General features: G+C 67.6%; 29 protein-coding genes. 3 read left to right on the forward strand and 26 right to left on the reverse strand.

The genetic code is table 11. The features are described 5' to 3' along the window. Positions 1 to 39: 39 nt before the first annotated feature. The 21 genes from rplO to rpsJ all read right to left on the reverse strand — a co-directional run bounded on the left by rplO (position 40) and on the right by rpsJ (position 9,680). A complete protein-coding gene (gene rplO / locus AB0K17_RS10995; protein ID WP_066930849.1) occupies positions 40 to 495 on the reverse strand; it encodes a 50S ribosomal protein L15 in 456 nt (151 codons plus the stop codon). Between the two features lies 1 nt (position 496). Next, on the reverse strand, positions 497 to 679 hold the full coding sequence (gene rpmD, locus AB0K17_RS11000) for a 50S ribosomal protein L30 (RefSeq protein ID WP_365965714.1): 183 nt from the start codon (positions 677 to 679) through the stop codon (positions 497 to 499). Beyond that, entirely contained in the window at positions 679 to 1,281 is a 603-nt protein-coding gene (rpsE, locus tag AB0K17_RS11005) for a 30S ribosomal protein S5 (RefSeq protein ID WP_344435183.1), read from the reverse strand. Before rpsE ends, rpmD begins: the two co-directional genes overlap by 1 nt. A gap of 47 nt (positions 1,282 to 1,328) precedes the next feature. After that, positions 1,329 to 1,712, reverse strand: coding sequence for a 50S ribosomal protein L18 (gene rplR / locus AB0K17_RS11010; protein WP_344435184.1), 384 nt, complete (start codon positions 1,710 to 1,712; stop codon positions 1,329 to 1,331). Positions 1,713 to 1,715: 3 nt separating this feature from the next. Then, positions 1,716 to 2,255, reverse strand: coding sequence for a 50S ribosomal protein L6 (rplF, locus tag AB0K17_RS11015; RefSeq protein WP_344435185.1), 540 nt, complete (start codon positions 2,253 to 2,255; stop codon positions 1,716 to 1,718). 21 nt (positions 2,256 to 2,276) lie between these two features. Continuing rightward, positions 2,277 to 2,675, reverse strand: coding sequence for a 30S ribosomal protein S8 (gene rpsH, locus AB0K17_RS11020; protein ID WP_049718674.1), 399 nt, complete (start codon positions 2,673 to 2,675; stop codon positions 2,277 to 2,279). A gap of 211 nt (positions 2,676 to 2,886) precedes the next feature. Further along, on the reverse strand, positions 2,887 to 3,072 hold the full coding sequence (locus AB0K17_RS11025; RefSeq protein WP_344435187.1) for a type Z 30S ribosomal protein S14: 186 nt from the start codon (positions 3,070 to 3,072) through the stop codon (positions 2,887 to 2,889). A 2-nt stretch (positions 3,073 to 3,074) separates the two neighbouring features. Beyond that, positions 3,075 to 3,626 carry a 50S ribosomal protein L5 gene (rplE, locus tag AB0K17_RS11030; RefSeq protein WP_365965715.1) on the reverse strand — a complete coding sequence of 184 codons (552 nt, stop codon included), beginning with the start codon at positions 3,624 to 3,626 and terminating at the stop codon, positions 3,075 to 3,077. Further along, the gene (rplX, locus tag AB0K17_RS11035; RefSeq protein WP_344435189.1) at positions 3,626 to 3,949 is read right to left on the reverse strand and encodes a 50S ribosomal protein L24; all 324 of its coding nucleotides are present in this window, start codon (positions 3,947 to 3,949) and stop codon (positions 3,626 to 3,628) included. The genes rplE and rplX overlap by 1 nt, the downstream gene beginning before the upstream one ends. A 2-nt stretch (positions 3,950 to 3,951) precedes the next feature. Further along, positions 3,952 to 4,320, reverse strand: a complete 369-nt coding sequence (gene rplN / locus AB0K17_RS11040) for a 50S ribosomal protein L14 (RefSeq protein WP_004946682.1) — start codon at positions 4,318 to 4,320, stop codon at positions 3,952 to 3,954. A 98-nt stretch (positions 4,321 to 4,418) separates the two neighbouring features. Then, complete coding sequence (gene rpsQ / locus AB0K17_RS11045) at positions 4,419 to 4,700, reverse strand: 30S ribosomal protein S17 (protein WP_019888756.1); 282 nt, start codon at positions 4,698 to 4,700, stop codon at positions 4,419 to 4,421. Next, entirely contained in the window at positions 4,700 to 4,924 is a 225-nt protein-coding gene (rpmC, locus tag AB0K17_RS11050; protein WP_004950453.1) for a 50S ribosomal protein L29, read from the reverse strand. The genes rpsQ and rpmC overlap by 1 nt, the downstream gene beginning before the upstream one ends. After that, entirely contained in the window at positions 4,924 to 5,343 is a 420-nt protein-coding gene (gene rplP / locus AB0K17_RS11055) for a 50S ribosomal protein L16 (RefSeq protein ID WP_106677952.1), read from the reverse strand. Before rplP ends, rpmC begins: the two co-directional genes overlap by 1 nt. A 5-nt stretch (positions 5,344 to 5,348) precedes the next feature. Continuing rightward, complete coding sequence (rpsC, locus tag AB0K17_RS11060; protein ID WP_365965716.1) at positions 5,349 to 6,167, reverse strand: 30S ribosomal protein S3; 819 nt, start codon at positions 6,165 to 6,167, stop codon at positions 5,349 to 5,351. Further along, the gene (gene rplV / locus AB0K17_RS11065; RefSeq protein WP_030685471.1) at positions 6,167 to 6,514 is read right to left on the reverse strand and encodes a 50S ribosomal protein L22; all 348 of its coding nucleotides are present in this window, start codon (positions 6,512 to 6,514) and stop codon (positions 6,167 to 6,169) included. The genes rpsC and rplV overlap by 1 nt, the downstream gene beginning before the upstream one ends. A 42-nt stretch (positions 6,515 to 6,556) precedes the next feature. Further along, positions 6,557 to 6,838, reverse strand: coding sequence for a 30S ribosomal protein S19 (gene rpsS / locus AB0K17_RS11070; protein WP_030368412.1), 282 nt, complete (start codon positions 6,836 to 6,838; stop codon positions 6,557 to 6,559). Between the two features lie 12 nt (positions 6,839 to 6,850). Continuing rightward, positions 6,851 to 7,687, reverse strand: a complete 837-nt coding sequence (gene rplB, locus AB0K17_RS11075; protein WP_004950440.1) for a 50S ribosomal protein L2 — start codon at positions 7,685 to 7,687, stop codon at positions 6,851 to 6,853. A gap of 41 nt (positions 7,688 to 7,728) precedes the next feature. Further along, on the reverse strand, positions 7,729 to 8,052 hold the full coding sequence (gene rplW / locus AB0K17_RS11080; protein ID WP_365965718.1) for a 50S ribosomal protein L23: 324 nt from the start codon (positions 8,050 to 8,052) through the stop codon (positions 7,729 to 7,731). Next, positions 8,052 to 8,705 carry a 50S ribosomal protein L4 gene (gene rplD, locus AB0K17_RS11085; RefSeq protein ID WP_365965719.1) on the reverse strand — a complete coding sequence of 218 codons (654 nt, stop codon included), beginning with the start codon at positions 8,703 to 8,705 and terminating at the stop codon, positions 8,052 to 8,054. The genes rplW and rplD overlap by 1 nt, the downstream gene beginning before the upstream one ends. An 8-nt stretch (positions 8,706 to 8,713) precedes the next feature. Next, positions 8,714 to 9,358: a 50S ribosomal protein L3 gene (gene rplC / locus AB0K17_RS11090; RefSeq protein ID WP_344435197.1), complete on the reverse strand. Its 645-nt coding sequence runs from the start codon at positions 9,356 to 9,358 to the stop codon at positions 8,714 to 8,716. A gap of 13 nt (positions 9,359 to 9,371) precedes the next feature. Continuing rightward, positions 9,372 to 9,680 carry a 30S ribosomal protein S10 gene (gene rpsJ / locus AB0K17_RS11095; RefSeq protein WP_003948644.1) on the reverse strand — a complete coding sequence of 103 codons (309 nt, stop codon included), beginning with the start codon at positions 9,678 to 9,680 and terminating at the stop codon, positions 9,372 to 9,374. A 576-nt stretch (positions 9,681 to 10,256) separates the two neighbouring features. Here rpsJ and AB0K17_RS11100 point away from each other — a divergent pair. The 3 genes from AB0K17_RS11100 (at position 10,257) to AB0K17_RS11110 (ending at position 14,448) form a co-directional block, all read left to right on the forward strand. Further along, a complete protein-coding gene (locus tag AB0K17_RS11100; RefSeq protein WP_365982820.1) occupies positions 10,257 to 12,347 on the forward strand; it encodes a PIG-L family deacetylase in 2,091 nt (696 codons plus the stop codon). Between the two features lie 121 nt (positions 12,348 to 12,468). Continuing rightward, positions 12,469 to 13,470 (forward strand): winged helix-turn-helix domain-containing protein, encoded by a 1,002-nt coding sequence (locus tag AB0K17_RS11105; protein WP_365982821.1) that lies wholly within the window; start codon positions 12,469 to 12,471, stop codon positions 13,468 to 13,470. 114 nt (positions 13,471 to 13,584) lie between these two features. Then, positions 13,585 to 14,448 (forward strand): metallophosphoesterase, encoded by an 864-nt coding sequence (locus AB0K17_RS11110; protein ID WP_365982822.1) that lies wholly within the window; start codon positions 13,585 to 13,587, stop codon positions 14,446 to 14,448. 276 nt (positions 14,449 to 14,724) lie between these two features. On the opposite strand, the gene tuf is transcribed toward AB0K17_RS11110, so the two are convergent. The 5 genes from tuf to AB0K17_RS11135 form a co-directional block, all read right to left on the reverse strand. Beyond that, on the reverse strand, positions 14,725 to 15,918 hold the full coding sequence (gene tuf / locus AB0K17_RS11115; RefSeq protein ID WP_365982823.1) for an elongation factor Tu: 1,194 nt from the start codon (positions 15,916 to 15,918) through the stop codon (positions 14,725 to 14,727). Between the two features lie 179 nt (positions 15,919 to 16,097). Beyond that, a complete protein-coding gene (gene fusA, locus AB0K17_RS11120) occupies positions 16,098 to 18,221 on the reverse strand; it encodes an elongation factor G (RefSeq protein ID WP_365965724.1) in 2,124 nt (707 codons plus the stop codon). Between the two features lie 39 nt (positions 18,222 to 18,260). Continuing rightward, positions 18,261 to 18,731: a 30S ribosomal protein S7 gene (gene rpsG / locus AB0K17_RS11125; RefSeq protein ID WP_365965725.1), complete on the reverse strand. Its 471-nt coding sequence runs from the start codon at positions 18,729 to 18,731 to the stop codon at positions 18,261 to 18,263. 2 nt (positions 18,732 to 18,733) lie between these two features. After that, a complete protein-coding gene (gene rpsL, locus AB0K17_RS11130) occupies positions 18,734 to 19,105 on the reverse strand; it encodes a 30S ribosomal protein S12 (RefSeq protein ID WP_003948652.1) in 372 nt (123 codons plus the stop codon). Positions 19,106 to 19,516: 411 nt separating this feature from the next. Continuing rightward, positions 19,517 to 23,416: a DNA-directed RNA polymerase subunit beta' gene (locus AB0K17_RS11135; RefSeq protein WP_365965726.1), complete on the reverse strand. Its 3,900-nt coding sequence runs from the start codon at positions 23,414 to 23,416 to the stop codon at positions 19,517 to 19,519. Positions 23,417 to 23,509 lie beyond the last annotated feature (93 nt).

Raw genomic sequence — 23,509 nt, forward strand, 5'->3', positions numbered from 1 at the left:
GCCCCAGTTGGGACATCCCCGGTCGTCGGATCAACGAACTCAGATGAGCTCGGTGACGGTGCCGCCGGCGGCGGCAATCTTCTCCTTGGCGGAGCCGGAGACGGCGTCGACCGTCACCTGCAGCGCCACGGAGATCTCGCCCTGGCCCAGGACCTTGACGAGCTCGTTCTTGCGAACAGCACCCTTGGCGACCAGGTCGGCCACCGTGACCTCGCCACCCTGCGGGTAGAGCGCGGCCAGCTTCTCCAGGTTCACGACCTGGAACTGCTTGTGGGCGGGGTTCTTGAAGCCCTTCAGCTTCGGGAGGCGCATGTGGAGCGGCATCTGGCCACCCTCGAAGCGCTCCGGAACCTGGTAGCGGGCCTTCGTACCCTTGGTACCGCGACCAGCCGTCTTACCCTTCGACGCCTCACCACGACCGACACGGGTCTTGGCGGTCTTGGCGCCCGGGGCGGGACGGAGGTTGTGGACCTTCAGCGGGTTGGTCTCCGCCATGTCAGTCGACCTCCTCGACCGTGACGAGGTGGCGGACGGTGTGCACCATGCCGCGGATCTCGGGACGGTCCTCCTTGACAACCACGTCGTTGATCTTCTTCAGACCGAGCGAACGCAGGGTGTCGCGGTGGTTCTGCTTGCTACCGATGTAGGACTTGATCTGCGTGACCTTGAGGCGAGCCATTACGCACCCGCCCCTGCACGCGCCCGCAGCAGAGCGGCGGGAGCCACGTCCTCCAGCGGCAGACCACGACGGGCGGCGATCTCCTCGGGACGCTGCAGTCCCTTGAGGGCCTCCACCGTGGCGTGCACGATGTTGATCGGGTTCGAAGAACCGAGCGACTTCGACAGGATGTCGTGGATGCCGGCGCACTCGAGCACCGCACGCACCGGACCACCGGCGATAACACCGGTACCCGGGGTGGCGGGCTTGAGCAGGACGACACCGGCCGCCTTCTCGCCCTGGATCGGGTGCGGGATGGTACCGGCGATACGGGGGACCTTGAAGAAGTTCTTCTTGGCCTCTTCCACGCCCTTGGCGATGGCAGCCGGAACTTCCTTGGCCTTGCCGTAACCGACACCCACGGTGCCCTCGCCGTCGCCCACCACGACCAGCGCGGTGAAGCTGAAGCGACGGCCACCCTTGACAACCTTGGCGACGCGGTTGATCGCGACTACGCGCTCAACGTACGCGGTCTTCTCGGCGGCAGCGCCACCGTCACGGCCCTTCCGGTCCCGCCGCTCGCCGCCACCGGCGCCGCCACCGCGGCGCTGGGGTCCAGCCATTGGAATTACCTCTCTCTGTTACGTCCGCTAGCTCCGGAACCGGGGCTTTAGAACTTCAGCCCGGCTTCGCGGGCGGCGTCCGCCAGAGCGGCAATGCGCCCGGCGTACTGGTTGCCACCGCGGTCGAACACGACGGCCTCGACACCGGCGGCCTTGGCACGCTCGGCGACCAGGGCGCCAACCTTCTTGGCCTGGGCGCTCTTGTCGCCCTCGCCACCGCGGATCGACGCGTCCAGGTGCGACGCCGACGCCAGGGTGTGACCCTTGATGTCGTCGATGACCTGGGCGGTGATGCCACGGTTGCTGCGCGTCACGACGAGGCGCGGACGCTCCGCCGTGCCGGAGATGTTCTTCCGGATGCGGATGTGGCGACGGGCCTTGGCGGCGCGCTTGTACGCGTCACCCTTGGCGATCTTCACACCGTATGCCATGGCTTACTTACCCGCCTTTCCGACCTTGCGGCGGATGACTTCGCCCTCGTACTTGACGCCCTTGGCCTTGTACGGGTCGGGCTTCCGCAGCTTGCGGATGTTCGCGGCGACCTCGCCGACCTTCTGCTTGTCGATGCCCTCGACCGAGAACTTGGTCGGGCTCTCCACCTTGAAGGAGATGCCCTCGGGGGCCTCGATCAGGATCGGGTGGCTGTAGCCGAGGGAGAACTCCAGGTTGGAGCCCTTCGCGGCCACGCGGTAACCGACACCGCTGATCTCGAGCTTCTTCACGTAGCCCTGGGTCACGCCGGTGATCATGTTCGCCACCAGCGTGCGGGAAAGGCCGTGCAGGGCCTTGTTCTGACGCTCGTCGTTCGGGCGGGAGACGACGATGGTGCCGTCCTCAGCCTTGGCGACCTCGATGGGGGCGGCCACGGTGTGGCTCAGGGCGCCCTTGGGGCCCTTCACCTGGACCGTACGGCCATCGATGGTGACGTCCACGCCGGCGGGAACCTGGACGGGCTGCTTGCCAATACGCGACATAGCCTTACCTTCCTGTTCCCGTTACCAGACGTAGGCGAGGACTTCCCCACCCACGCCCTTCTTCTGCGCCTGCTGGCCGGTCAGGAGACCGTGGGACGTGGAGATGATCGCCACGCCCAGGCCGCCGAGGACCTTCGGCAGGTTGGTGGACTTTGCGTAGACCCGCAGGCCCGGCTTCGAGATCCGCTTGATGCCCGCGATGGAGCGCTCACGGTTCGGACCGAACTTCAGGTCGATGACGAGGGACTTGCCGACCTCGGCGTCCTCGACCTTCCAGCCGGCGATGTAGCCCTCCTGCTGCAGGATCTCGGCGATGTGCGCCTTGATCTTGCTGTGGGGCATGGCCACGGTGTCGTGGTAAGCCGAGTTCGCGTTCCGCAGACGGGTCAGCATGTCTGCGATCGGATCGGTCATGGTCATGTTTGGCCTTCGGCCTCTCTCGCCGGGGTTTCCTATCTGCGCCATCCCTCTCCCCGAACTGGGTCGGGACGGGTGCGGCGCGGGGACCTACGGCGTAGTAAGACGATTGCGGGCGGCGGGGAGCCCAACCCCTCAACTCTATGTGAGAGGCGGAGCGGGGCTCCCGCCGTCCAGCTTGCTTACCGAGAGCCTGGGCAGCCCAACTGGGCTGTTACCAGGAGCTCTTGGTCACGCCCGGCAGCTCGCCACGGTGAGCCATCTCACGAAGGCACACGCGGCACAGGCCGAACTTGCGGTACACGGAGTGCGGCCGACCGCAGCGGTTGCAGCGGGTGTACGCGCGGACACCGAACTTCGGCTTGCGCGCGGCCTTAGCGATCAGAGCCTTCTTCGCCACGGTCAGTTCTCCTTGAACGGGAAGCCGAGGTGACGAAGCAGGGCGCGGCCCTCGTCGTCGTTGGTCGCCGTGGTGACCACGGTGATGTCCATGCCCCGGACCCGGTCGATCTTGTCCTGGTCGATCTCGTGGAACATGACCTGCTCCGTGAGACCGAAGGTGTAGTTGCCACGACCGTCGAACTGCTTCGGGGACAGACCACGGAAGTCGCGGATGCGCGGGAGCGCGAGCGACAGGGTGCGGTCCAGGAACTCCCACATGCGGTCGCCACGCAGGGTGACGTGGGCACCGATCGGCTGGCCCTCACGCAGCTTGAACTGCGCGATGGACTTGCGGGCCTTGGTGACGGCCGGCTTCTGGCCGGTGATCGTGGTGAGGTCGCGGATGGCGCCCTCGATCAGCTTGGAGTCGCGGGCGGCGTCGCCCACACCCATGTTGACCACGATCTTCGTGAGGCCGGGAACCTGCATGATGTTCTCGTAGGAGAACTCCTCACGCAGCTTGCCCGTGATCTCCTCGCGGTACTTCGTCTTGAGACGCGGAGCGGTAGCCATCAGATGTCCTCACCCGTCCGCTTGGCAACGCGGATCTTGTTGCCGTTCTCGTCGAAGCGGTAACCGACGCGGGTCACGACCTTCTTGCCGTCCTTCTCCACGATGAGCTGAACGTTGCTCACGTGGATGGGGGCCTCGGTGGTGACAATGCCGCCGGTCTTGGCACCGCGAGCGGTCTGGCCGGCCTTGGTGTGCTTCTTGACCCGGTTGACACCCTCGACGAGGACGCGGTCGTCGGCGGGGAAGGCCTGGATGACCTTGCCCTGCTTGCCCTTGTCCTTACCGGTGATGACCTGGACCAGGTCGCCCTTCTTGATCTTCATGCTTACAGCACCTCCGGCGCGAGCGAGACGATCTTCATGAACTTCTTCTCGCGCAGTTCCCGGCCCACGGGGCCGAAGATGCGGGTGCCGCGGGGGTCACCGTCGTTCTTGAGGATGACGGCCGCGTTCTCGTCGAAACGGATGTACGAGCCGTCCGGACGGCGGCGCTCCTTGACGGTGCGAACGACGACCGCCTTGACGACGTCGCCCTTCTTCACGTTGCCACCGGGGATCGCGTCCTTGACGGTGGCGACGATGACGTCACCGATGCCCGCGTAGCGGCGACCCGAGCCACCGAGAACACGGATGCAAAGGATCTCCTTGGCACCAGTGTTGTCGGCGACGCGCAGTCGCGACTCCTGCTGGATCACGTCTATCTCCTGATTGTCTGCCGGTTCCCGGCAGGGGCTCCGTGAAGAGCCCCTGCCGAGCCTGGCGGAACTGTCCTAAGGGCGAACGCCCCTAGGAATTACTTGGCCTTCTCGAGGATCTCGACGACGCGCCAGCGCTTCGTCGCGGACAGCGGCCGGGTCTCCATGAGGAGGACGCGGTCGCCGACACCCGCGGCGTTCTGCTCGTCGTGCGCCTTGAGCTTGTTGGTACGGCGGATGACCTTGCCGTACAGCGCGTGCTTGACACGGTCCTCGACAGCGACGACGACGGTCTTGTCCATCTTGTCGCTGACGACGAGACCCTCACGGGTCTTGCGGAAACCGCGCTCGTTCGTCTCAGTCACATTCTTCTCGCTCATCAGGCGCTCTCCACCGTCTCGATGCCGAGCTCGCGCTCACGCATCAGGGTGTAGATCCGGGCGATGTCCTTGCGGACGGCCTTCAGCCGGCCGTGGTTCTCAAGCTGTCCGGTCGCCGCCTGGAAGCGGAGGTTGAACAGCTCTTCCTTGGCCTCGCGCAGCTTGGCAACGAGGTCCTCGTTGTTCAGCTCACGCAGCTCGGTCGCCTTGGTACCGGCAGCCATCACGACTCACCTGCCTCGCGCCGAACAATGCGGCACTTCATCGGAAGCTTGTGGGCGGCTCGGGTGAGCGCCTCACGCGCAACCTTCTCGTTCGGGAAGGACAGCTCGAACATCACCCGACCGGGCTTGACGTTCGCGATCCACCACTCGGGGGAACCCTTACCGGAACCCATGCGGGTCTCGGCCGGCTTCTTCGTCAGCGGACGGTCCGGGTAGATGTTGATCCACACCTTGCCGCCACGCTTGATGTGACGGGTCATGGCGATACGAGCGGACTCGATCTGCCGGTTCGTCACGTAGGCCGGGGTCAGGGCCTGGATGCCGTACTCACCGAAGGCGAGCTCGGTGCCACCCTTGGCCATGCCGTTCCGCTTGGGGTGGTGCTGCTTGCGGTGCTTGACCCTGCGAGGGATCAGCATGTCGGTCAGGCCTCCGTTCCGGTGGTCTCAGCCGGAGCAGCGGTGGCCTCGGCCTTGGGGGCCTCGGCGCTCTGCTGCGGCTTGCGGCCGCGGCCGCCACGCTCGCCGCCGCGGCCACCACGGGCCGGGCGCTCGCCGGCGCCACGGGACGGGCGGTTGCCCGCACGGGCGGCGGCGTTCTCGGCGCGGACCTCGGCGATGTTCTTGACGTCGCCCTTGTAGATCCAGACCTTCACGCCGATGCGGCCGAAGGTGGTCTTGGCCTCGAAGAAGCCGTAGTCGACGTTCGCGCGGAGCGTGTGCAGGGGCACACGGCCCTCGCGGTAGAACTCCGAGCGGGACATCTCGGCGCCGCCGAGACGGCCACCGCACTGGATCTTGATGCCCTTGGCGCCGGCCTTCATCGTCGACTGCATGCTCTTACGCATGGCGCGACGGAAGGAGACGCGGGAGGACAGCTGCTCGGCGACGGCCTGGGCCACCAGCTGAGCGTCGACCTCGGGGTTCTTGACCTCGAGGATGTTCAGCTGGACCTGCTTGCCGGTCAGCTTCTCCAGCTCGCCACGGATGCGGTCGGCCTCGGCGCCACGGCGACCGATGACGATGCCCGGGCGGGCGGTGTGGATGTCAACGCGGACGCGGTCGCGGGTGCGCTCGATCTCAACCTTCGAGATACCGGCGCGCTCCATGCCCTTCGTCATCATGCGACGAATGGCAACGTCTTCCTTGACGTAGTCCTTGTACAGCTTGTCGGCGTACCAACGCGACTTGAAGTCGGTGGTGATGCCGAGTCGGAACCCGTGCGGGTTAACCTTCTGGCCCATTACCGGGTTCCTTCCTTGCTGCTGACGACCACGGTGATGTGGCTGGTCCGCTTGCGGATCCGGTAGGCACGGCCCTGGGCGCGCGGACGGAACCGCTTCAGGGTCGGGCCCTCGTCGACGTACGCCTCGCTGATGTACAGCGAGGAGGCGTCAGTGTGGTCGTAGTTGTGCGCGGCGTTGGCGATGGCGCTGTCCAGCACCTTGCCGACCGGCACGCTAGCGGCCTGCGGGGCGAAACGCAGGACCGCCTGAGCCTCCGTGGCGTCCATGCCACGGATGAGGTCCACCACGCGGCGGGCCTTCATGGGCGTGACGCGGATGTACCGCGCCTGGGCCCTGGCTTCCATGGTTGTCCCTTCGGTGTCAGTCATAGTCGTTCACACCCCGCCTTAGCGGCGCTTCGACTTCCGGTCGTCCTTGACGTGGCCGCGGAAGGTGCGGGTCGGCGAGAACTCGCCGAGCTTGTGGCCGACCATCGACTCGGTGACGAACACCGGGACGTGCGTCTTGCCGTTGTGCACCGCCAGCGTGTGGCCGAGCATGGCCGGCACGATCATGGAGCGGCGGGACCAGGTCTTGATGACGTTCTTGGTGCCGGCTTCGTTCTGGGCGTCCACCTTCTTGATGAGGTGGTCGTCGACGAAGGGCCCCTTCTTGAGACTACGCGGCATCTAAACCCGCTCCTAGCGCTTCTTGTTCGTCTTGCGGCGGCGGACGATGTACTTGTTGCTCGCCTTCTTGGGAGAACGAGTACGACCCTCCTTCTGACCCCACGGGGAGACCGGGTGGCGACCACCGGAGGTCTTGCCCTCACCACCACCGTGCGGGTGGTCAACCGGGTTCATCGCGACACCGCGGACGGTCGGGCGAACGCCCTTCCAGCGCATGCGGCCGGCCTTGCCCCAGTTGATGTTCGACTGCTCGGCGTTGCCGACCTCGCCGACAGTGGCGCGGCAGCGGACGTCGACCAGGCGGATCTCACCGGACGGCATACGAAGGTGGGCCATGGTGCCCTCCTTCGCCAGCAGCTGCACGGAGGAACCGGCGGAGCGGGCGATCTTCGCGCCGCCACCGGGACGCAGCTCGATGGCGTGGATGGTCGTACCGACCGGGATGTTGCGCAGCGGCAGGTTGTTGCCCGGCTTGATGTCGGCCCCGGGGCCGTTCTCGATCCGGTCACCCTGGCCGAGGCCGCGGGGGGCGATGATGTAGCGCTTCTCGCCGTCCACGTAGTGGAGCAGCGCGATGCGCGCGGTGCGGTTCGGGTCGTACTCGATGTGAGCGACCTTGGCCGGCACGCCGTCCTTGTCGTGACGACGGAAGTCGATCACACGGTAGGCGCGCTTGTGGCCACCGCCCTGGTGACGGACGGTCACACGACCGGCGTTGTTACGGCCACCCTTGCTGTGCAGCGGGCGGACCAGCGACTTCTCCGGCGTGGACCGCGTGATCTCGACGAAGTCGGCGACGCTGGAGCCACGACGGCCCGGAGTCGTCGGCTTGTACTTGCGGATACCCATTTCTCAGTCCTCGTCCGATATTCGGACGACTCGGCACTCCGTTAGGAGACCGGGCCGCCGAAGATGTCGATACGGTCGCCCTCGGCGAGGGTCACGATGGCGCGCTTGGTGTTGGCGCGCTTGCCGAAACCGGTCTTGGTGCGCTTGCGCTTACCCTGACGGTTGATCGTGTTGACCCCGGTGACCTTGACCGAGAAGACCGCCTCGACGGCCTGCTTGATCTGGGTCTTGTTGGCGCGCGGGTCGACGACGAACGTGTACTTGTTCTCGTCCAGCAGCGCGTAGCTCTTCTCGGAGACAACCGGCTTGACCAGGAGGTCGCGCGGGTCCGAGAACGTCTTGCTGGTGACGACGGCCTCAGTCATCAGGCCTCGCTCCCTTCGGTCTCAACGGCGGCCTTGGGGCCAGACACGAAGGACTCGAAAGCGGCCTGGGTGAAGACCACGTCGTCGGAGACGAGCACGTCGTACGTGTTCAGCTGGCCCGGCTCCAGGATGTGGACCTGGGGCAGGTTGCGGGCGGACAGCCACGCGGCCTCGTCGGACCGGTCGGCGACCAGGAGCAGGTTCTTGCGCTCCGAGATCTTGCCGAACAGGGTCTTGGCGGCCTTGGTGGAAACCGCACCCTCGACCACGCCGGAGACGACGTGGATGCGGGAGTGACGGGCCCGGTCGGTGAGGGCGCCACGCAGAGCGGCGGCCTTCATCTTCTTGGGGGTCCGCTGCGAGTAGTCACGCGGCACGGGACCGTGCACGACGCCACCACCGGCGAACTGCGGCGCGCGGGTCGAACCCTGACGGGCGCGACCGGTGCCCTTCTGGCGGTACGGCTTCTTGCCACCGCCGCGGACCTCGCCACGAGTCTTCGTCTTGTGCGTGCCCTGACGGGCAGCGGCCAGCTGCGCGACGACGACCTGGTGGATCAGCGGAACGCTGACCTTCGCGTCGAAGATCTCCGCGGGGAGCTCGACGGTCCCGGCCTTGTCGCCTGCCGGCGAAAGGATGTCAATGGTGCTCATCGGTTACCTCAGGCCCCCTTGGCCGCGGTACGGACCAGGACGAGGCCGCCGTTCGGACCAGGAACCGCGCCCTTGATCAGGAGCAGGCCCTTCTCCGCGTCAACGGCGTGGACGGTCAGGTTCTGGGTGGTGACCCGCTCGTTGCCCATGCGGCCCGCCATGCGGAGGCCCTTGAACACACGGCCCGGGGTGGCACAGCCACCGATGGAACCGGGGGAGCGGTGCTTGCGCTGGGTGCCGTGCCCGGCGCCGAGGCCACGGAAGTTGTGGCGCTTCATGACACCGGCGAAGCCCTTGCCCTTGCTCTTGCCGGTCACGTCGACCTTGATGCCCGCCTCGAAGACGGTGGCGTCGAGCTCCTGGCCGAGGGTGTACTCGGAGGCATCCGCGGTGCGGATCTCCACCAGGTGGCGGCGCGGGGTCACGTCGGCCTTGGCGAAGTGGCCCTTGAGGGGCTTGTTCACCTTGCGCGGGTCGATCTCGCCGAAGGCGATCTGGACCGACTCGTAGCCGTCGGTGTCGTTGGTGCGGACCTGGGTAACGACGCAGGGCCCGGCCTTGACGACGGTCACCGGGACGACACGGTTGTTCTCGTCCCAGACCTGAGTCATGCCGAGCTTCTCGCCCAGGATGCCCTTGATCTGCTTAGCCATCTCGCGCGTCACCTCAGAGCTTGATCTCGATGTCGACGCCGGCCGGCAGGTCGAGACGCATCAGCGAGTCAACCGTCTTCGGCGTGGGGTCGAGAATGTCGATGAGGCGCTTGTGCGTGCGCATCTCGAAGTGCTCGCGCGAGTCCTTGTACTTGTGCGGCGACTTGATGACGCAGTACACGTTCTTCTCAGTGGGCAGCGGCACCGGGCCCGCGACCGACGCACCAGTACGCGTCACCGTCTCGACGATCTTCTTCGCCGAAGAGTCGATGACCTCGTGGTCGTAGGCCTTGAGCCGGATGCGGATCTTCTGTCCCGCCATGGCTACTTCGTAGTCCTGTCTCTCGTAACGCTCCGGAACTCGGTGAGCTGCGCCCTCGCCATCGGCAAAGCGCTGCCGTTCCCCACTCCACCTCCGACCCACGCGGTCGGGCGTGTCGCGCCCCTTCCAGCAGATCTCCCAAGGGAGATTCCCTGATGAAGGGGTTTGTGGGGGAAAAACACCCACCGAGTGCCTGGCTGGGGCCCCGCTGACACTTCCCGGAAGATTCCCGTACTTCCACCCCTGAGAAGGGGTGACGAGTACTGCGGGACTCGCTTCCAGTCCTCCCGGCGGGAGGCGCGCAGCATCGGCACTCAACCGAGCAACCTGAACAGTGTGCCATACGTGCGCGAAGGGGCGCCAATCGAAGCAGAAGAAGGTACCCCGAGCGGCGCACTTGTCAAACCACCCCGCCGACACACGGGACACTATGACGGTGAACGGTCCGCCACCGGGCCATCACTCTCCGGCAGGCTTTGACCGGGCTCGAGCAACCCGAGGGAGCCCCGGGTCGTCCCCTCTCACATCTGGGGCAGTCGGGGACTGCGCGCCGGCCGATGGGACGGAGTCACTCTGTTGAACATCTCACACCGCGGGGGACCAGCGCGCCGGTCCGTGCTCACCGGCATCGCCCTCGCCGCGGCGGCGACGGTCGCGGGCTGCAGCGGCGGCCCCGACCGACTGACATCCTCCCCCGACCGGATCCCCGCTGTCGAGCCCGGTGCCGCACATGCGTTCACCACTTCCGGTGCCCCCCTGCTCCTGCAGGTGCTCGCGCACCCCGACGACGACCTGTTTTTCATGAACCCCGACGCCCAGCACCTGGTTGCCGCCGGCGTCCCGGTCGTCTCCGTCTACGTCACCGCCGGCGAGTCCGTCGGCCAGAACTGGATCGCCGGCATGCCCCGGCGGCAGCCCGACAAGGCCGCCTACTCCTCCGCCCGCCACCAGGGGCTGCGCCAGGCCTACGCCGAGATGATCGGCCGCGACAAGTTCACCCCCTGGAGGAAGTCCGTCATGGACCTTCCGGGTGGTGTGCGCGCCGAGGTCGACGAGCTCGACAACGGCACCCGCAAGGCGCGGCTGGTCTTCCTCAACATCGCCATGTTCTCCGCCGGCGGCACCCGGCTGCCGCAGCTGTGGGACGAGCCGTACGCGGTCATGGAGACCCTCGTCGCCGCCGGCTCCCCCTGCACCTCGGTCAGCACCTACCGGCACTCCACCCTGGTCGACGTCCTGGCCGGTGTCATGGCCCACTACCGCCCCACCGTCGTGCACACCATGGACCCCGACCCCGACTACCAGGTCCACGACGCCACCCACCCCAAGGACAACGACTACGGGGCGTGCTCGGACCACCGCGACCATACGCCGACCGCGCTGTTCACCTGGAAGGCCATGGTCCAGTGGGTCGCCGACGAGACCCGCCGCAACGGGCATCCGCCGCGCTTCGCCACGGTCTCCTTCCGCGGCTACTACAACCAGCGCTGGCCCTTCAACCTCCCCCCGGAGGTCGTCGACGGCAAGCACCGCCTGATCGCCGCCTACGGCGGCGATCCCCTGTGGCACTGCGGCAACACCGGCGGCTGCGGCGACTACGGGCAGGGCGGCGCGCGCCCGATGCAGAACCGCAAGGGCTGGATCCGCTCCACCCACTACCGCTACCCCGCCCCCGCCGTCCACGCCGCCCCCGACCGCAGCGGGCGCCTGGAGGCGTACGGCGTGCTCGGGCTGCAGGCGGTGCGCTGGGTCGAGAGCGCGCCCGGCAGCGGGCGCTGGGGCGCCCCGCAGAACCTCGGGGGCGGCCCCCTCGCCCCCGCCCTGGCCTGCGTCCGGGACGCCCGCGGCCACCGGCTGCTGTTCGCCCTGCGCTTCTCCTCCCTGGAGGGCCGCGGCCGCTCCAACAGCCGCGAGATCGTCGTACTCGAAGAGGGCAGGGAGTGGCACAGCCTCGGCAACCCCGAGCACCGCACCGAACGCGGCCGGCGCGTCGGCGTCCCCGCCGCCGTCGCCACCCCCGACGGGCGGGTCCACCTCTTCGTCCGCAACGCCGGCAAGGGCCTGTCCACGCGCGTGCGCGAAGCCGACGGCACCTGGGGCGGCTGGCGAAGCCTGCACGGGCAGGACATACAGGAAGGGCTCACCGCCGCCCTCGACAAGGACCAGCGCGTCCACGTCTTCGGCCTCGGCCGCGACACCGTCCACCACTGGAGCCAGGACGCGCCCGGACAGCCCGTACGGCTCATGCCGCTCGACGGCCTGCCGGGCCCCGGCGGCAACCAGATGGGCGCCGCCCCCGGGCCCGACGGGGCCCTGACCCTCGTCTACCGCACGCCCACGGCAGCAGAACCGGTGGCGTACCGCCTGACGTCCGACGGCGGCACCGAGGAGCTCCACGGCGGCGGCCTGCGCGCCCTCGCCGGCTACGGCCCCCTGGCAGCGGCCGCGGTGCCGCGGCGGGGCGGCAGGGAGTCCCTGATGCTCCTGAGCCGCTCCCTGACGGGCAGCCTCCGGCTGGCGGACGCGTCCGCCGGCACGACGGCCCCGGTGACCTCGGTGGCAGCCGCCGGCCTCGCCCTGGACGCCGACCACCGCCCGTGCGTGGTCGGTCTCTCGCCCGACGCAACGCCGTGGGCCTGGCGCCCTGCACCGGGCACGGGCCTGTGAACGGTGGCCGGGGGAGCTTGAGGACCACCGCGCGGAGCGCCCCGCCCCCGCCCTGGCGCGAAGCACCACCCCCACGGGTGACCCCGCGTTCAAATGAGCCCGGGAAGGGCAAGGGCACACCGTGCGCATTCACTTCACCAGCGTCGACCTCGGCCGCATCCGCCTGGCCGCCGAGCCCGACCCCCTGTGGGAGACGCTGCTGGCCGCTCACATGCTGCAGACCGCCCAGGGCCCGCTGGTGTTCGACGCCTGGCGGGCCAGGGTGCGCCCGCGCCTGACGGACCCGATGCGCCGTGTGCTCGCGCTCGCCCCGCCCCGTGGCTACTCCCCCGACTTCCTGACGCCGCCGGAGACGGCCGAGGGGGGCCTGGCGGGCGGCATCGACGCGATGCTCTCCCTGCCGCGGCAGCGGTTGTGCGCGGAGCTGGAGCTGCTCTCCGCGGACCGCCGGGAGCTGCGTTTCGTGCGCGGCCTGGCGGAGGGCGGCAGCGGCTCCCTGCGGGCGCTCGGCGAGGGGCTGACGGCGTTGCACGAAGCCGCGATCGGCCCGTACCTGGGCAAGGTGCGGGAGCACATCGAGGCCGACCGGGCGGCGAGATCGCAGACGATCCTGCTGCACGGGATGGAGCACCTGCTGGCGACGCTCCATCCGGCGATCCGCTGGAGTCCACCGGTTCTCGAGGTGGCCGTGCCAGGGACGACGGAGGACCTCTATCTGGAGGGGCGCGGGCTGCGGCTCGTGCCCTCCTTCTTTTGTTGGCGCGCCCCCACCGTGCTGCGTGATCCGGAGCTTCCGCCGGTGCTGGTCTACCCGATCGTGCACGATCCCGCCTGGCTGCCGCCGGCGCCCGGGCACGTGGTGCCCGAGCAGCGCCGCGAGCCGCCGCTGGCGGCGCTGCTGGGGCGCACGCGTGCCGAGGTGCTGGAGGCGACGGCGCGCGGCTGCACGACCAGTGAGCTGGCGCGGCGGGTGCGGATCGCCATGGCCACGGCCAGTCACCACGCCTCGGTGCTGCGGGAGGCGGGGCTCATCACGACGCACCGGGCCAACGGGCGGGCGTACCACACGCTGAGCGTGCTGGGCCGGGAGCTGCTGAACGGCCGCCCGCTGCTGGGGCAGTGACGGGAAACGATCATTTCCGTACCGTTGTCGACGGAACATCGACAGAAACGTCGACAGAACAGCACGGCAGCACCATCCCGCACCACCCCGTAGCCACCGCGAGTCTGGGAACCGATGCAGCAGCCGAACACGCCCCGCCCCGGCCGACGCCTCCTGGCCGTCAGCGACCTGCACACCGGCATGAGCGCGAACGTGCCCATCGCCGAATCACTGCGCCCGACGACGGCGGACGACTGGCTGATCGTCGCGGGTGACGTGGCCGAACGCTTCGAGGACGTCGAGCGGACCCTGGCACTGCTGGCCGGCCGCTTCGCCCGGGTGCTGTGGGCGCCCGGCAACCACGAGCTGTGGACGCCCGCCGGCGACCCCGTACAGCTGCGTGGGCAGGCCCGTTACGAGCGCCTGGTGGAGCTCTGCCGCGGTCTGGGCGTCGACACGCCCGAGGACCCCTGGCCGGTGTGGGAGGGCGAGGGCGGCCCGGTCGCGGTCGCGCCGCTCTTCACGCTGTACGACTACACCTTCCGCACGCCCGGCGCGCGCACGAAGAAGGAGTCGCTGGAGCAGGCCCACGAGGCCGGCATCGTGTGCACCGACGAGTATCTGCTGCACCCGGAGCCGTACGAGGGCATCGACGACTGGTGCCGGGCCCGGGTCGCCGCGACCGAGGAGCGGCTGGCGGCGCACGACGCGTCCATACCCCTGGTGCTGGCCGGTCACTGGCCGCTGGTGCGCCAACCGACCGACATCCTGCACTTCCCGGAGTTCGCCCAGTGGTGCGGCACGGTCCTCACGCACGACTGGCACACGCGCTTCAACGTGGCGGTGGTGGTCTACGGGCACCTGCACATCCCGCGCACGACGTTCTACGACGGGGTGCGGTTCGAGGAGGTGTCGATCGGCTACCCGCGCGAGTGGCGCCGCCGCGGCCACCCGCGCGGCCTGCTGCGCCAGGTCCTGCCGTACGAAGCGCAGCTCTAGGCCGCGCCCGGTAGGGGCGCGGGGCAGTGTCCGATGTGCGGCTGCCGCCGCGTGGGCGCGACAAGCCACAACGTGCCCGCAGAGGGGGTCCCGAGCTTCGCCCCGGCGCGTCGGCTGCGGGCCGTCCCCGGCTGATCGCGCCCACGCGGCGGCAGCCGCACATCGACACCGCCTCGCGCCCCGTACCGGGCGCCGACGCATGCGAAAGGGCCCGCACATCGAACGATGTGCGGGCCCTTTGCGACCGTCAGGTCAGACCTTCAGGCAAGCCGGAGCTTACTTGTTGATCTTGGTGACCTGGCCGGCGCCGACGGTGCGGCCGCCCTCACGGATGGTGAAGCGCAGGCCCTCCTCCATGGCGACGGGCTGGATGAGGGAGACGGACATCTCGGCGTTGTCGCCGGGCATGACCATCTCCGTGCCCTCCTTGAGGGTCACAACACCGGTCACGTCAGTCGTACGGAAGTAGAACTGCGGACGGTAGTTGTTGAAGAACGGGGTGTGACGGCCACCCTCGTCCTTGGAGAGGATGTACGCCGTGGCCTCGAACTCGGTGTGCGGGGTGACCGAACCGGGCTTGATGATGCACTGGCCGCGCTCGACGTCCTCGCGCTTGATGCCACGGAGCAGCAGACCGACGTTCTCACCGGCCTGGCCCTCGTCGAGCAGCTTGCGGAACATCTCGATACCGGTGACGGTGGTCGAGGTCTTCTCGGTCTTGATGCCGATGATGTCGACGGTCTCGTTGACCTTCAGGACACCACGCTCGATACGACCGGTGACGACGGTGCCACGACCGGTGATCGTGAAGACGTCCTCGATCGGCATCAGGAACGGCTTGTCGACAGCGCGCTCCGGCTGCGGGATGAACTCGTCGACAGCCTTCATCAGGCCGAGGAGCTTCTCGCCCCACTCCTTGTCGCCCTCCAGCGCCTTCAGCGCGGAGACGCGGACGACCGGAGCGGTGTCGCCGTCGAAGTCGTACTCGGAGAGGAGCTCACGGACCTCGAGCTCGACGAGCTCCAGGATCTCCTCGTCGTCCACCATGTCGGCCTTGTTCAGGGCGACGACGATGTACGGAACGCCGGACTGGCGGGCCAGGAGCACGTGCTCCTTGGTCTGCGGCATCGGACCGTCGGTCGCGGCGACCACGAGGATCGCGCCGTCCATCTGGGCGGCACCGGTGATCATGTTCTTGATGTAGTCCGCGTGACCGGGGCAGTCGACGTGGGCGTAGTGACGCGACTCGGTCTGGTACTCGACGTGCGCGATGGAGATGGTGATACCGCGCTGACGCTCCTCCGGCGCCTTGTCGATCTCGTCGAACGGCGTGAAGGGGTTCAGGTCCGGGTACGCGTCGTGCAGCACCTTGGTGATCGCCGCGGTAAGGGTCGTCTTACCGTGGTCGACGTGACCGATGGTGCCGATGTTGACGTGCGGCTTAGTCCGCTCGAACTTCGCCTTCGCCACTGGGGTCCTCCTGTGGAGTGGTTCTGGTACGCCTTACTTCGATCGGCGCCAGGGATCTTTGCTGGGGTGCCGTCCGCCGGGGCGTTCCCGTGCAGAACCCGGAGGTTCTGCACGGGAATGCCCCGACAGTCGGTGTCAAGCCTAAAGCGTGTGCTCAGCCCGCTGAACGCGGGATTCGCTTACTCGCCCTTGGCCTTCGCGATGATCTCCTCGGCGACGTTCCGCGGAACCTCGGCGTAGGAGTCGAACTGCATCGAGTAGCTTGCGCGACCCGAGGTCTTGCTGCGGAGGTCGCCGACGTAGCCGAACATCTCCGACAGCGGCACCAGGCCCTTGACGACCTTGGCGCCGGCCCGGTCCTCCATGGCCTGGATCTGGCCACGGCGGGAGTTGATGTCGCCGATCACGTCGCCCATGTAGTCCTCGGGCGTGGTGACCTCGACGGCCATCATCGGCTCGAGCAGGGCGGGCGACGCCTTGCGGGCCGCCTCCTTGAACGCCATGGAACCGGCGATCTTGAACGCGAGCTCCGAGGAGTCGACGTCGTGGTAGGCACCGTCGAGCAGCGTCACCTTGACGCCGGTCAGCGGGTAGCCGGCCAGAACACCGAACTCCATGGCCTCCTGGCAACCCGCGTCCACGGACGGGATGTACTCCCGCGGGATGCGGCCACCGGTGACCTTGTTCTCGAACTCGTAGCCGTCGCCCTCGAGGGGCTCGACCGCGATCTGCACCTTGGCGAACTGGCCGGAACCACCAGTCTGCTTCTTGTGCGTGTAGTCGATGCGCTCGACCGCCTTGCGGATGGTCTCGCGGTACGCGACCTGCGGCTTGCCGACGTTGGCCTCGACCTTGAACTCGCGCTTCATGCGGTCGACCAGCACCTCGAGGTGCAGCTCGCCCATGCCCGCGATGATGGTCTGGCCCGTCTCCTCGTCCGTGTGGACCTGGAAGGACGGGTCCTCCTCGGCCAGGCGCTGGATCGCGACGCCGAGCTTCTCCTGGTCGCCCTTCGACTTGGGCTCGATGGCGACCTGGATGACCGGGGCCGGGAAGTCCATGGACTCGAGGATGACCGGGCTACCGGAGTCGCAGAGCGTCTCACCGGTGGTGGTCTGCTTCAGGCCCATGACGGCGACGATGTCGCCGGCGCCCACCGACTCGATCTCCTCACGCTTGTTGGCGTGCATGCGGTAGATCTTGCCGATGCGCTCCTTCTTGCCCTTGACGGAGTTCTGGACCTGGGATCCAGACTCCAGGCGACCGGAGTACACGCGGACGAAGGTGAGCTTGCCGAGGTGCGGGTCGCTCATGATCTTGAACGCCAGCGCCGCGAGGGGCTCCTCGTCGGACGGCTTGCGCTTGATGACCTCGTCCGGGTTGTTGACCGCGTGGCCCTCGATGGCCTCGATGTCGAGCGGCGAGGGGAGGTAGCGCACGACCGCGTCGAGCAGGGGCTGGACGCCCTTGTTCTTGAACGCGGTACCGCAGAACACCGGGGTGACCGTGGTGCCCTCGGTGGTGCGGCCGGACTCGATCGTGATGCGACGGATCGCGGCCATCAGCTGCTCCTCGGAGGGCTCCTGGCCCTCGAGGAAGAGCTCCATGATCTCTTCGTCGTTCTCGGCGACGGCCTCGACCAGCTTGTTGTGCCACTCCTCGGCGGCCTCAACGTGCGTGTCGGGGATGTCGACGACGTCGTACATCTCGCCCTTGGCGGCCTCGGCGGACCACACCAGAGCCTTCATACGAACGAGGTCGATGACGCCCTTGAAGTCGGCCTCGGCACCGATCGGGAGCTGCATGACCAGCGGCTGAGCACCCAGGCGGTCGACGATCATGTCGACGCAGCGGTGGAACTCGGCACCGGTACGGTCCAGCTTGTTCACGAAGCAGATGCGCGGCACGCCGTAACGGTCGGCCTGACGCCACACCGTCTCGGACTGGGGCTCGACACCGGCGACACCGTCGAACACGGTCACGGCACCGTCGAGCACGCGCAGGGAGCGCTCCACCTCGACGGTGAAGTCGACGTGACCCGGGGTGTCGATGATGTTGATCGTGTGGTCGACGTTCTCGAGCGGCCAGTGGCAGGTCGTCGCGGCAGACGTGATCGTGATGCCGCGCTCCTGCTCCTGCTCCATCCAGTCCATCGTGGCAGCGCCGTCGTGGACCTCACCGATCTTGTACGAAACACCGGTGTAGAAGAGGATGCGCTCGGTGGTGGTCGTCTTGCCCGCGTCGATGTGGGCCATGATCCCGATGTTGCGGACCTTGGCCAGGTCAAGCGAAGTGGTGGCCATATGGCTCAGTCTTCTCTCGGTTCTCGATGGGGTTTGCGACTACCAGCGGTAGTGCGCGAAGGCCTTGTTGGACTCGGCCATCTTGTGCGTGTCCTCACGCTTCTTGACCGAGGCGCCGAGACCGTTCGAGGCGTCCAGCAGCTCGTTCATGAGGCGCTCGGTCATGGTCTTCTCGCGACGGGCGCGGGAGTAACCGACCAGCCAGCGCAGCGCCAGCGTGGAGGCGCGGCCGGGCTTGACCTCGACCGGCACCTGGTAGGTGGCGCCACCGACACGGCGGGACTTGACCTCGAGAGCCGGCTTGACGTTCTCGAGGGCGCGCTTGAGCGTGATGACCGGGTCCTGGCCGGTCTTGTCGCGCAGGCCCTCCATGGCGCCGTACACGATGCGCTCGGCGGTGGAGCGCTTGCCGTGCAGCAGGATCTTGTTGATCAGCGAGGTGACAAGAGGAGAACCGTAAACCGGGTCGATGATGACCGGGCGCTTCGGGGCGGGGCCCTTACGAGGCATTCTTACTTCTCCTTCTTGGCGCCGTAGCGGCTGCGAGCCTGCTTGCGGTTCTTGACGCCCTGGGTGTCGAGCGAGCCACGGATGATCTTGTAGCGAACGCCCGGCAGGTCCTTCACACGGCCACCGCGGACGAGCACGATGGAGTGCTCCTGCAGGTTGTGGCCCTCACCCGGAATGTAAGCGGTGACCTCGATGCCGGAGGTCAGACGCACACGCGCGACCTTACGGAGGGCCGAGTTCGGCTTCTTCGGGGTGGTCGTGAACACGCGCGTGCAGACGCCACGGCGCTGGGGCGAACCCTCGAGTGCGGGCGTCTTGTTCTTCTCGACCTTGTCCTGCCGGCCCTTCCGGACCAGCTGCTGGATCGTAGGCACCGTTTCTCCGGTTTCTGTGTGCCGATCACGATAAAACTAACCTGGAACGTAGCTCCGACCCACGCGGTCGGGCGTGTCGAATACTGCAGACCTCCGCCGCAAGGCGGATCGCGCAGATTTCGGTGTCTCCCGGCGGTACGGAAACCGCCCGGTTCCGGGCCCCCTGTGCGGTCTGACGGCACGCACAAGAGCCCAGGGACACCCCAGGCACAAGGTCAGAGCGTACCTACCGCATGGGCTGCGGTCAAAACAAATGCACACGCGGAGGACACCCCGATGTGCTGCAAATGTCGCAGATCTGCGGGCTGTTGGCCTGCTGGGCGCGGTCCGCGCCGTCCGTATGGGTGAAATCACGCCGCAGGGCGGCCACCCCCGAAGGGGTGACCGCCCTGTGCGCGATCAGCTGCTCGCCTACTGGTTGTACGGACCGTAGTCGTAGTCCTCCAGCGGGACGGCCTGGCCGGAGCCGGTGCCGAAGGGCGAGTAGTCGATGTCGTCGTAACCGACGGCCGAGTACATCGCGGCCTTGGCCTCCTCGGTGGGCTCCACCCGGATGTTGCGGTAGCGGGACAGGCCCGTACCGGCCGGGATGAGCTTACCGATGATGACGTTCTCCTTGAGGCCGATGAGGCTGTCGGACTTGGCGTTGATCGCCGCATCCGTCAGGACTCGGGTCGTCTCCTGGAAGGAGGCGGCCGACAGCCAGGACTCCGTCGCCAGCGAGGCCTTGGTGATACCCATCAGCTGCGGACGGCCGGAGGCGGGGTGACCGCCCTCGGTGACCACACGACGGTTCTCGGACTCGAAGCGCGAGCGCTCCACGAGCTCGCCCGGCAGCAGCTCGGCGTCGCCGGACTCGATGATCGTCACGCGGCGGAGCATCTGCCGGATGATGATCTCGATGTGCTTGTCGTGGATCGACACGCCCTGCGAGTTGTAGACCTTCTGGACTTCCGCGACCAGGTGGACCTGGACGGCCCGCTGACCGAGGATGCGCAGCACGTCGTGCGGGTTGGTGGCACCCACGGTGAGCTTCTGGCCCACCTCGACGTGGTCGCCCTCGCCCACCAGCAGACGGGCTCGCTTGGAGATCGCGTAGGCGGTCTCGTCGGAGCCGTCGTCCGGGGTGACGACGATCTTCTTGGTCTTCTCGGTCTCCTCGATACGGACGCGGCCGGCCGCCTCCGAGATCGGGGCGACACCCTTGGGCGTACGGGCCTCGAAGAGCTCGACGACACGGGGCAGACCCTGGGTGATGTCGTCACCGGCCACACCACCGGTGTGGAAGGTACGCATCGTCAGCTGGGTACCGGGCTCACCGATGGACTGGGCGGCGATGATGCCGACCGCCTCACCGATGTCCACCAGCTTGCCGGTCGCCAGCGAGCGGCCGTAGCAGAAGGCGCAGGTGCCGACGGCGGACTCGCAGGTGAGGACCGAGCGGGTCTTGACCGTCTCCACGCCGTGCTGGATCAGCTGGTCGATGAGCACGTCACCGAGGTCGACGTTGGCCGGCGCGATGACCTTGCCGTCGACGACGACGTCCTCGGCCAGCATGCGGGCGTAGACGCTCGTCTCGACGTCGTCGGCCTTGCGCAGGACGCCGGCCTCGTCGCGGACGCCGATCACCAGCTTGAGGCCACGGTCGGTGCCGCAGTCCTCCTCGCGGATGATCACGTCCTGGGAGACGTCCACGAGACGACGGGTCAGGTAACCCGAGTCGGCGGTACGCAGGGCGGTGTCCGCGAGACCCTTACGGGCACCGTGGGTGGAGATGAAGTACTCCAGCACGGAGAGACCCTCACGGAACGACGCCTTAATGGGTCGCGGAATGGTCTCGTTCTTCGCGTTCGACACCAGACCACGCATACCGGCGATCTGCCGCATCTGCATCATGTTTCCTCGGGCACCCGAGTCAACCATCATGAAGATGGGGTTCGTCTTGGGGAAGTTCGCGTTCATCGCCTCGGCGACCTCGTTGGTCGCCTTGGTCCAGATCGCGATGAGCTCCTGCGTGCGCTCGTCCTTGGTGATCAGACCGCGCTCGTACTGCTTCTGGACCTTCTCGTCCTGGGCCTCGTAGCCCGCGACGATCTCCTTCTTGGCCTCGGGGACCACGACGTCGGAGATGGCCACGGTGACGCCGGAACGGGTCGCCCAGTAGAAGCCGGCCGCCTTCAGGTTGTCGAGCGTCGCCGCCACGATGACCTTGGGGTAGCGCTCGGCGAGGTCGTTGACGATCTCGGAGAGCTGCTTCTTGCCGACCGAGTAGTCGACGAACGGGTAGTCCTCGGGCAGCAGCTCGTTGAAGAGCGCACGGCCCAGCGTGGTGCGCAGCCGGAAGCTGTCGCCCTGCTGCCAGGTCGTCTCGCCGTTCTCGTCGGCGGCCGGGGTCCAGCCGCGCGGCGGGACGGTGCCGATCGGGAAGCGGATGTCGACCTTCGCCTGGAGCGAGAGCTCCCGGGCGTCGAACGCCATGATCGCCTCGGCGACGGACGCGAAGGACCGGCCCTCGCCGATGACCTCGCGCTCCTCCTCGTCGGTGGTGAGGAAGAACAGACCGAGCACCATGTCCTGGGTGGGCATGGTGACCGGACGGCCGTCGGCCGGCTTGAGGATGTTGTTCGAGGACAGCATCAGGATGCGGGCCTCGGCCTGCGCCTCCGCGGAGAGCGGCAGGTGGACGGCCATCTGGTCACCGTCGAAGTCCGCGTTGAACGCGGTGCAGACGAGCGGGTGGATCTGGATGGCCTTGCCCTCGACCAGCTGCGGCTCGAAGGCCTGGATGCCGAGGCGGTGCAGCGTGGGCGCACGGTTCAGCAGCACCGGGTGCTCGGCGATGACCTCTTCGAGGACGTCGTACACCACGGTGCGGCCGCGCTCGACCATGCGCTTGGCCGACTTGATGTTCTGCGCGTGGTTCAGGTCGACCAGGCGCTTCATCACGAACGGCTTGAAGAGCTCCAGCGCCATGGCCTTGGGCAGACCGCACTGGTGCAGCTTCAGCTGCGGACCGACGACGATGACGGAACGGGCCGAGTAGTCGACGCGCTTACCGAGCAGGTTCTGACGGAAACGACCCTGCTTGCCCTTGAGCATGTCGGACAGCGACTTCAGCGGACGGTTGCCGGGGCCCGTGACCGGGCGACCACGACGGCCGTTGTCGAAGAGCGCGTCGACGGCCTCCTGAAGCATGCGCTTCTCGTTGTTCACGATGATCTCGGGCGCGCCGAGGTCAAGGAGTCGCTTGAGGCGGTTGTTGCGGTTGATGACGCGGCGGTACAGGTCGTTCAGGTCGGAGGTCGCGAAGCGGCCACCGTCCAGCTGCACCATCGGACGCAGGTCCGGCGGGATCACCGGGATGCAGTCCAGCACCATGCCGCTGGGGCTGTTGCGGGTCTGCAGGAAGGCGGAGACGACCTTGAGGCGCTTGAGCGCACGGGTCTTCTTCTGGCCCTTGCCGGTACGGATGATCTCGCGGAGGCGCTCGGCCTCCTCGTCGAGGTCGAAGGACTCCAGGCGCTTCTGCAGCGCGGCGGCGCCCATCGCACCCATGAAGTAGGTGCCGAAGCGGTCGCGCAGCTCGCGGTAGAGCAGCTCGTCGCCCTCGAGGTCCTGGACCTTGAGGTTCTTGAAGCGGTTCCAGACCTCGTCGAGACGGTCGATCTCGCGCTGCGCACGGTCGCGCAGCTGCTTCATCTCACGCTCGGCGCCCTCGCGCACCTTGCGGCGCACGTCGGCCTTGGCGCCCTCGGCCTCCAGCTCGGCCAGGTCGGACTCGAGCTTCTTGGCGCGGGCCTCCAGGTCGGCGTCGCGGCGCTGCTCGATCTGCTGGCGCTCGACGGAGACGTGGGCCTCCAGCGACGGCAGGTCGCGCGTACGGCGCTCCTCGTCCACCCACGTGATCATGTAGGCGGCGAAGTAGATGACCTTCTCGAGGTCCTTCGGGGCCAGGTCCAGCAGGTAGCCCAGGCGCGACGGGACGCCCTTGAAGTACCAGATGTGGGTGACGGGGGCGGCAAGCTCGATGTGGCCCATCCGCTCACGGCGCACCTTGGCGCGGGTGACCTCGACGCCACAGCGCTCACAGATGATGCCCTTGAAGCGGACACGCTTGTACTTGCCGCAGTAGCACTCCCAGTCCCGGGTGGGGCCGAAGATCTTCTCGCAGAAGAGCCCGTCCTTTTCCGGCTTCAGGGTGCGGTAGTTGATGGTCTCCGGCTTCTTGACCTCGCCGTGGGACCAGGTTCGGATGTCGTCCGCGGTCGCCAGGCCGATCCGCAGCTCGTCGAAGAAGTTGACGTCGAGCACTTTGTCGTCAATCCCTCTTTCAGGGTTCGTGCGCCCTCCCGCCGGAGCGGGACATGGGCTCTACATCAGTGGTCTGGGGTCCGGATGGGGGTC

It is taken from the genome of Streptomyces sp. NPDC049585, from assembly GCF_040675615.1.
Taxonomy (GTDB): domain Bacteria; phylum Actinomycetota; class Actinomycetes; order Streptomycetales; family Streptomycetaceae; genus Streptomyces; species Streptomyces luteosporeus.

Excerpts from the sequence above, each read along its gene's own strand:
- rplX (WP_344435189.1), bottom strand. The coding sequence starts at position 3,949 with ATGAAGATCAAGAAGGGCGACCTGGTCCAGGTCATCACCGGTAAGGAC.
- rplE (WP_365965715.1), bottom strand. The coding sequence starts at position 3,626 with ATGGCTACCGCTCCGCGTCTCAAGACGAAGTACCGCGAGGAGATCACG.
- rpsQ (WP_019888756.1), bottom strand. The coding sequence starts at position 4,700 with ATGAGCGAGAAGAATGTGACTGAGACGAACGAGCGCGGTTTCCGCAAG.
- rpsS (WP_030368412.1), bottom strand. The coding sequence starts at position 6,838 with ATGCCGCGTAGTCTCAAGAAGGGGCCCTTCGTCGACGACCACCTCATC.
- fusA (WP_365965724.1), bottom strand. The coding sequence starts at position 18,221 with ATGGCCACCACTTCGCTTGACCTGGCCAAGGTCCGCAACATCGGGATC.
- rpsE (WP_344435183.1), bottom strand. The coding sequence starts at position 1,281 with ATGGCTGGACCCCAGCGCCGCGGTGGCGGCGCCGGTGGCGGCGAGCGG.
- rplR (WP_344435184.1), bottom strand. The coding sequence starts at position 1,712 with ATGGCATACGGTGTGAAGATCGCCAAGGGTGACGCGTACAAGCGCGCC.
- rpmD (WP_365965714.1), bottom strand. The coding sequence starts at position 679 with ATGGCTCGCCTCAAGGTCACGCAGATCAAGTCCTACATCGGTAGCAAG.
- rpsH (WP_049718674.1), bottom strand. The coding sequence starts at position 2,675 with ATGACCATGACCGATCCGATCGCAGACATGCTGACCCGTCTGCGGAAC.
- rplO (WP_066930849.1), bottom strand. The coding sequence starts at position 495 with ATGGCGGAGACCAACCCGCTGAAGGTCCACAACCTCCGTCCCGCCCCG.
- rplF (WP_344435185.1), bottom strand. The coding sequence starts at position 2,255 with ATGTCGCGTATTGGCAAGCAGCCCGTCCAGGTTCCCGCCGGCGTGGAC.
- rpsJ (WP_003948644.1), bottom strand. The coding sequence starts at position 9,680 with ATGGCGGGACAGAAGATCCGCATCCGGCTCAAGGCCTACGACCACGAG.
- rplD (WP_365965719.1), bottom strand. The coding sequence starts at position 8,705 with ATGAGCACCATTGACATCCTTTCGCCGGCAGGCGACAAGGCCGGGACC.
- rplC (WP_344435197.1), bottom strand. The coding sequence starts at position 9,358 with ATGGCTAAGCAGATCAAGGGCATCCTGGGCGAGAAGCTCGGCATGACT.
- rplW (WP_365965718.1), bottom strand. The coding sequence starts at position 8,052 with ATGACTGAGGCCGTCGTCACCAGCAAGACGTTCTCGGACCCGCGCGAC.
- rpsG (WP_365965725.1), bottom strand. The coding sequence starts at position 18,731 with ATGCCTCGTAAGGGCCCCGCCCCGAAGCGCCCGGTCATCATCGACCCG.
- rpsC (WP_365965716.1), bottom strand. The coding sequence starts at position 6,167 with ATGGGCCAGAAGGTTAACCCGCACGGGTTCCGACTCGGCATCACCACC.
- rpmC (WP_004950453.1), bottom strand. The coding sequence starts at position 4,924 with ATGGCTGCCGGTACCAAGGCGACCGAGCTGCGTGAGCTGAACAACGAG.
- rplP (WP_106677952.1), bottom strand. The coding sequence starts at position 5,343 with ATGCTGATCCCTCGCAGGGTCAAGCACCGCAAGCAGCACCACCCCAAG.
- rplB (WP_004950440.1), bottom strand. The coding sequence starts at position 7,687 with ATGGGTATCCGCAAGTACAAGCCGACGACTCCGGGCCGTCGTGGCTCC.
- AB0K17_RS11110 (WP_365982822.1), top strand. The coding sequence starts at position 13,585 with ATGCAGCAGCCGAACACGCCCCGCCCCGGCCGACGCCTCCTGGCCGTC.
- rplV (WP_030685471.1), bottom strand. The coding sequence starts at position 6,514 with ATGGAAGCCAGGGCCCAGGCGCGGTACATCCGCGTCACGCCCATGAAG.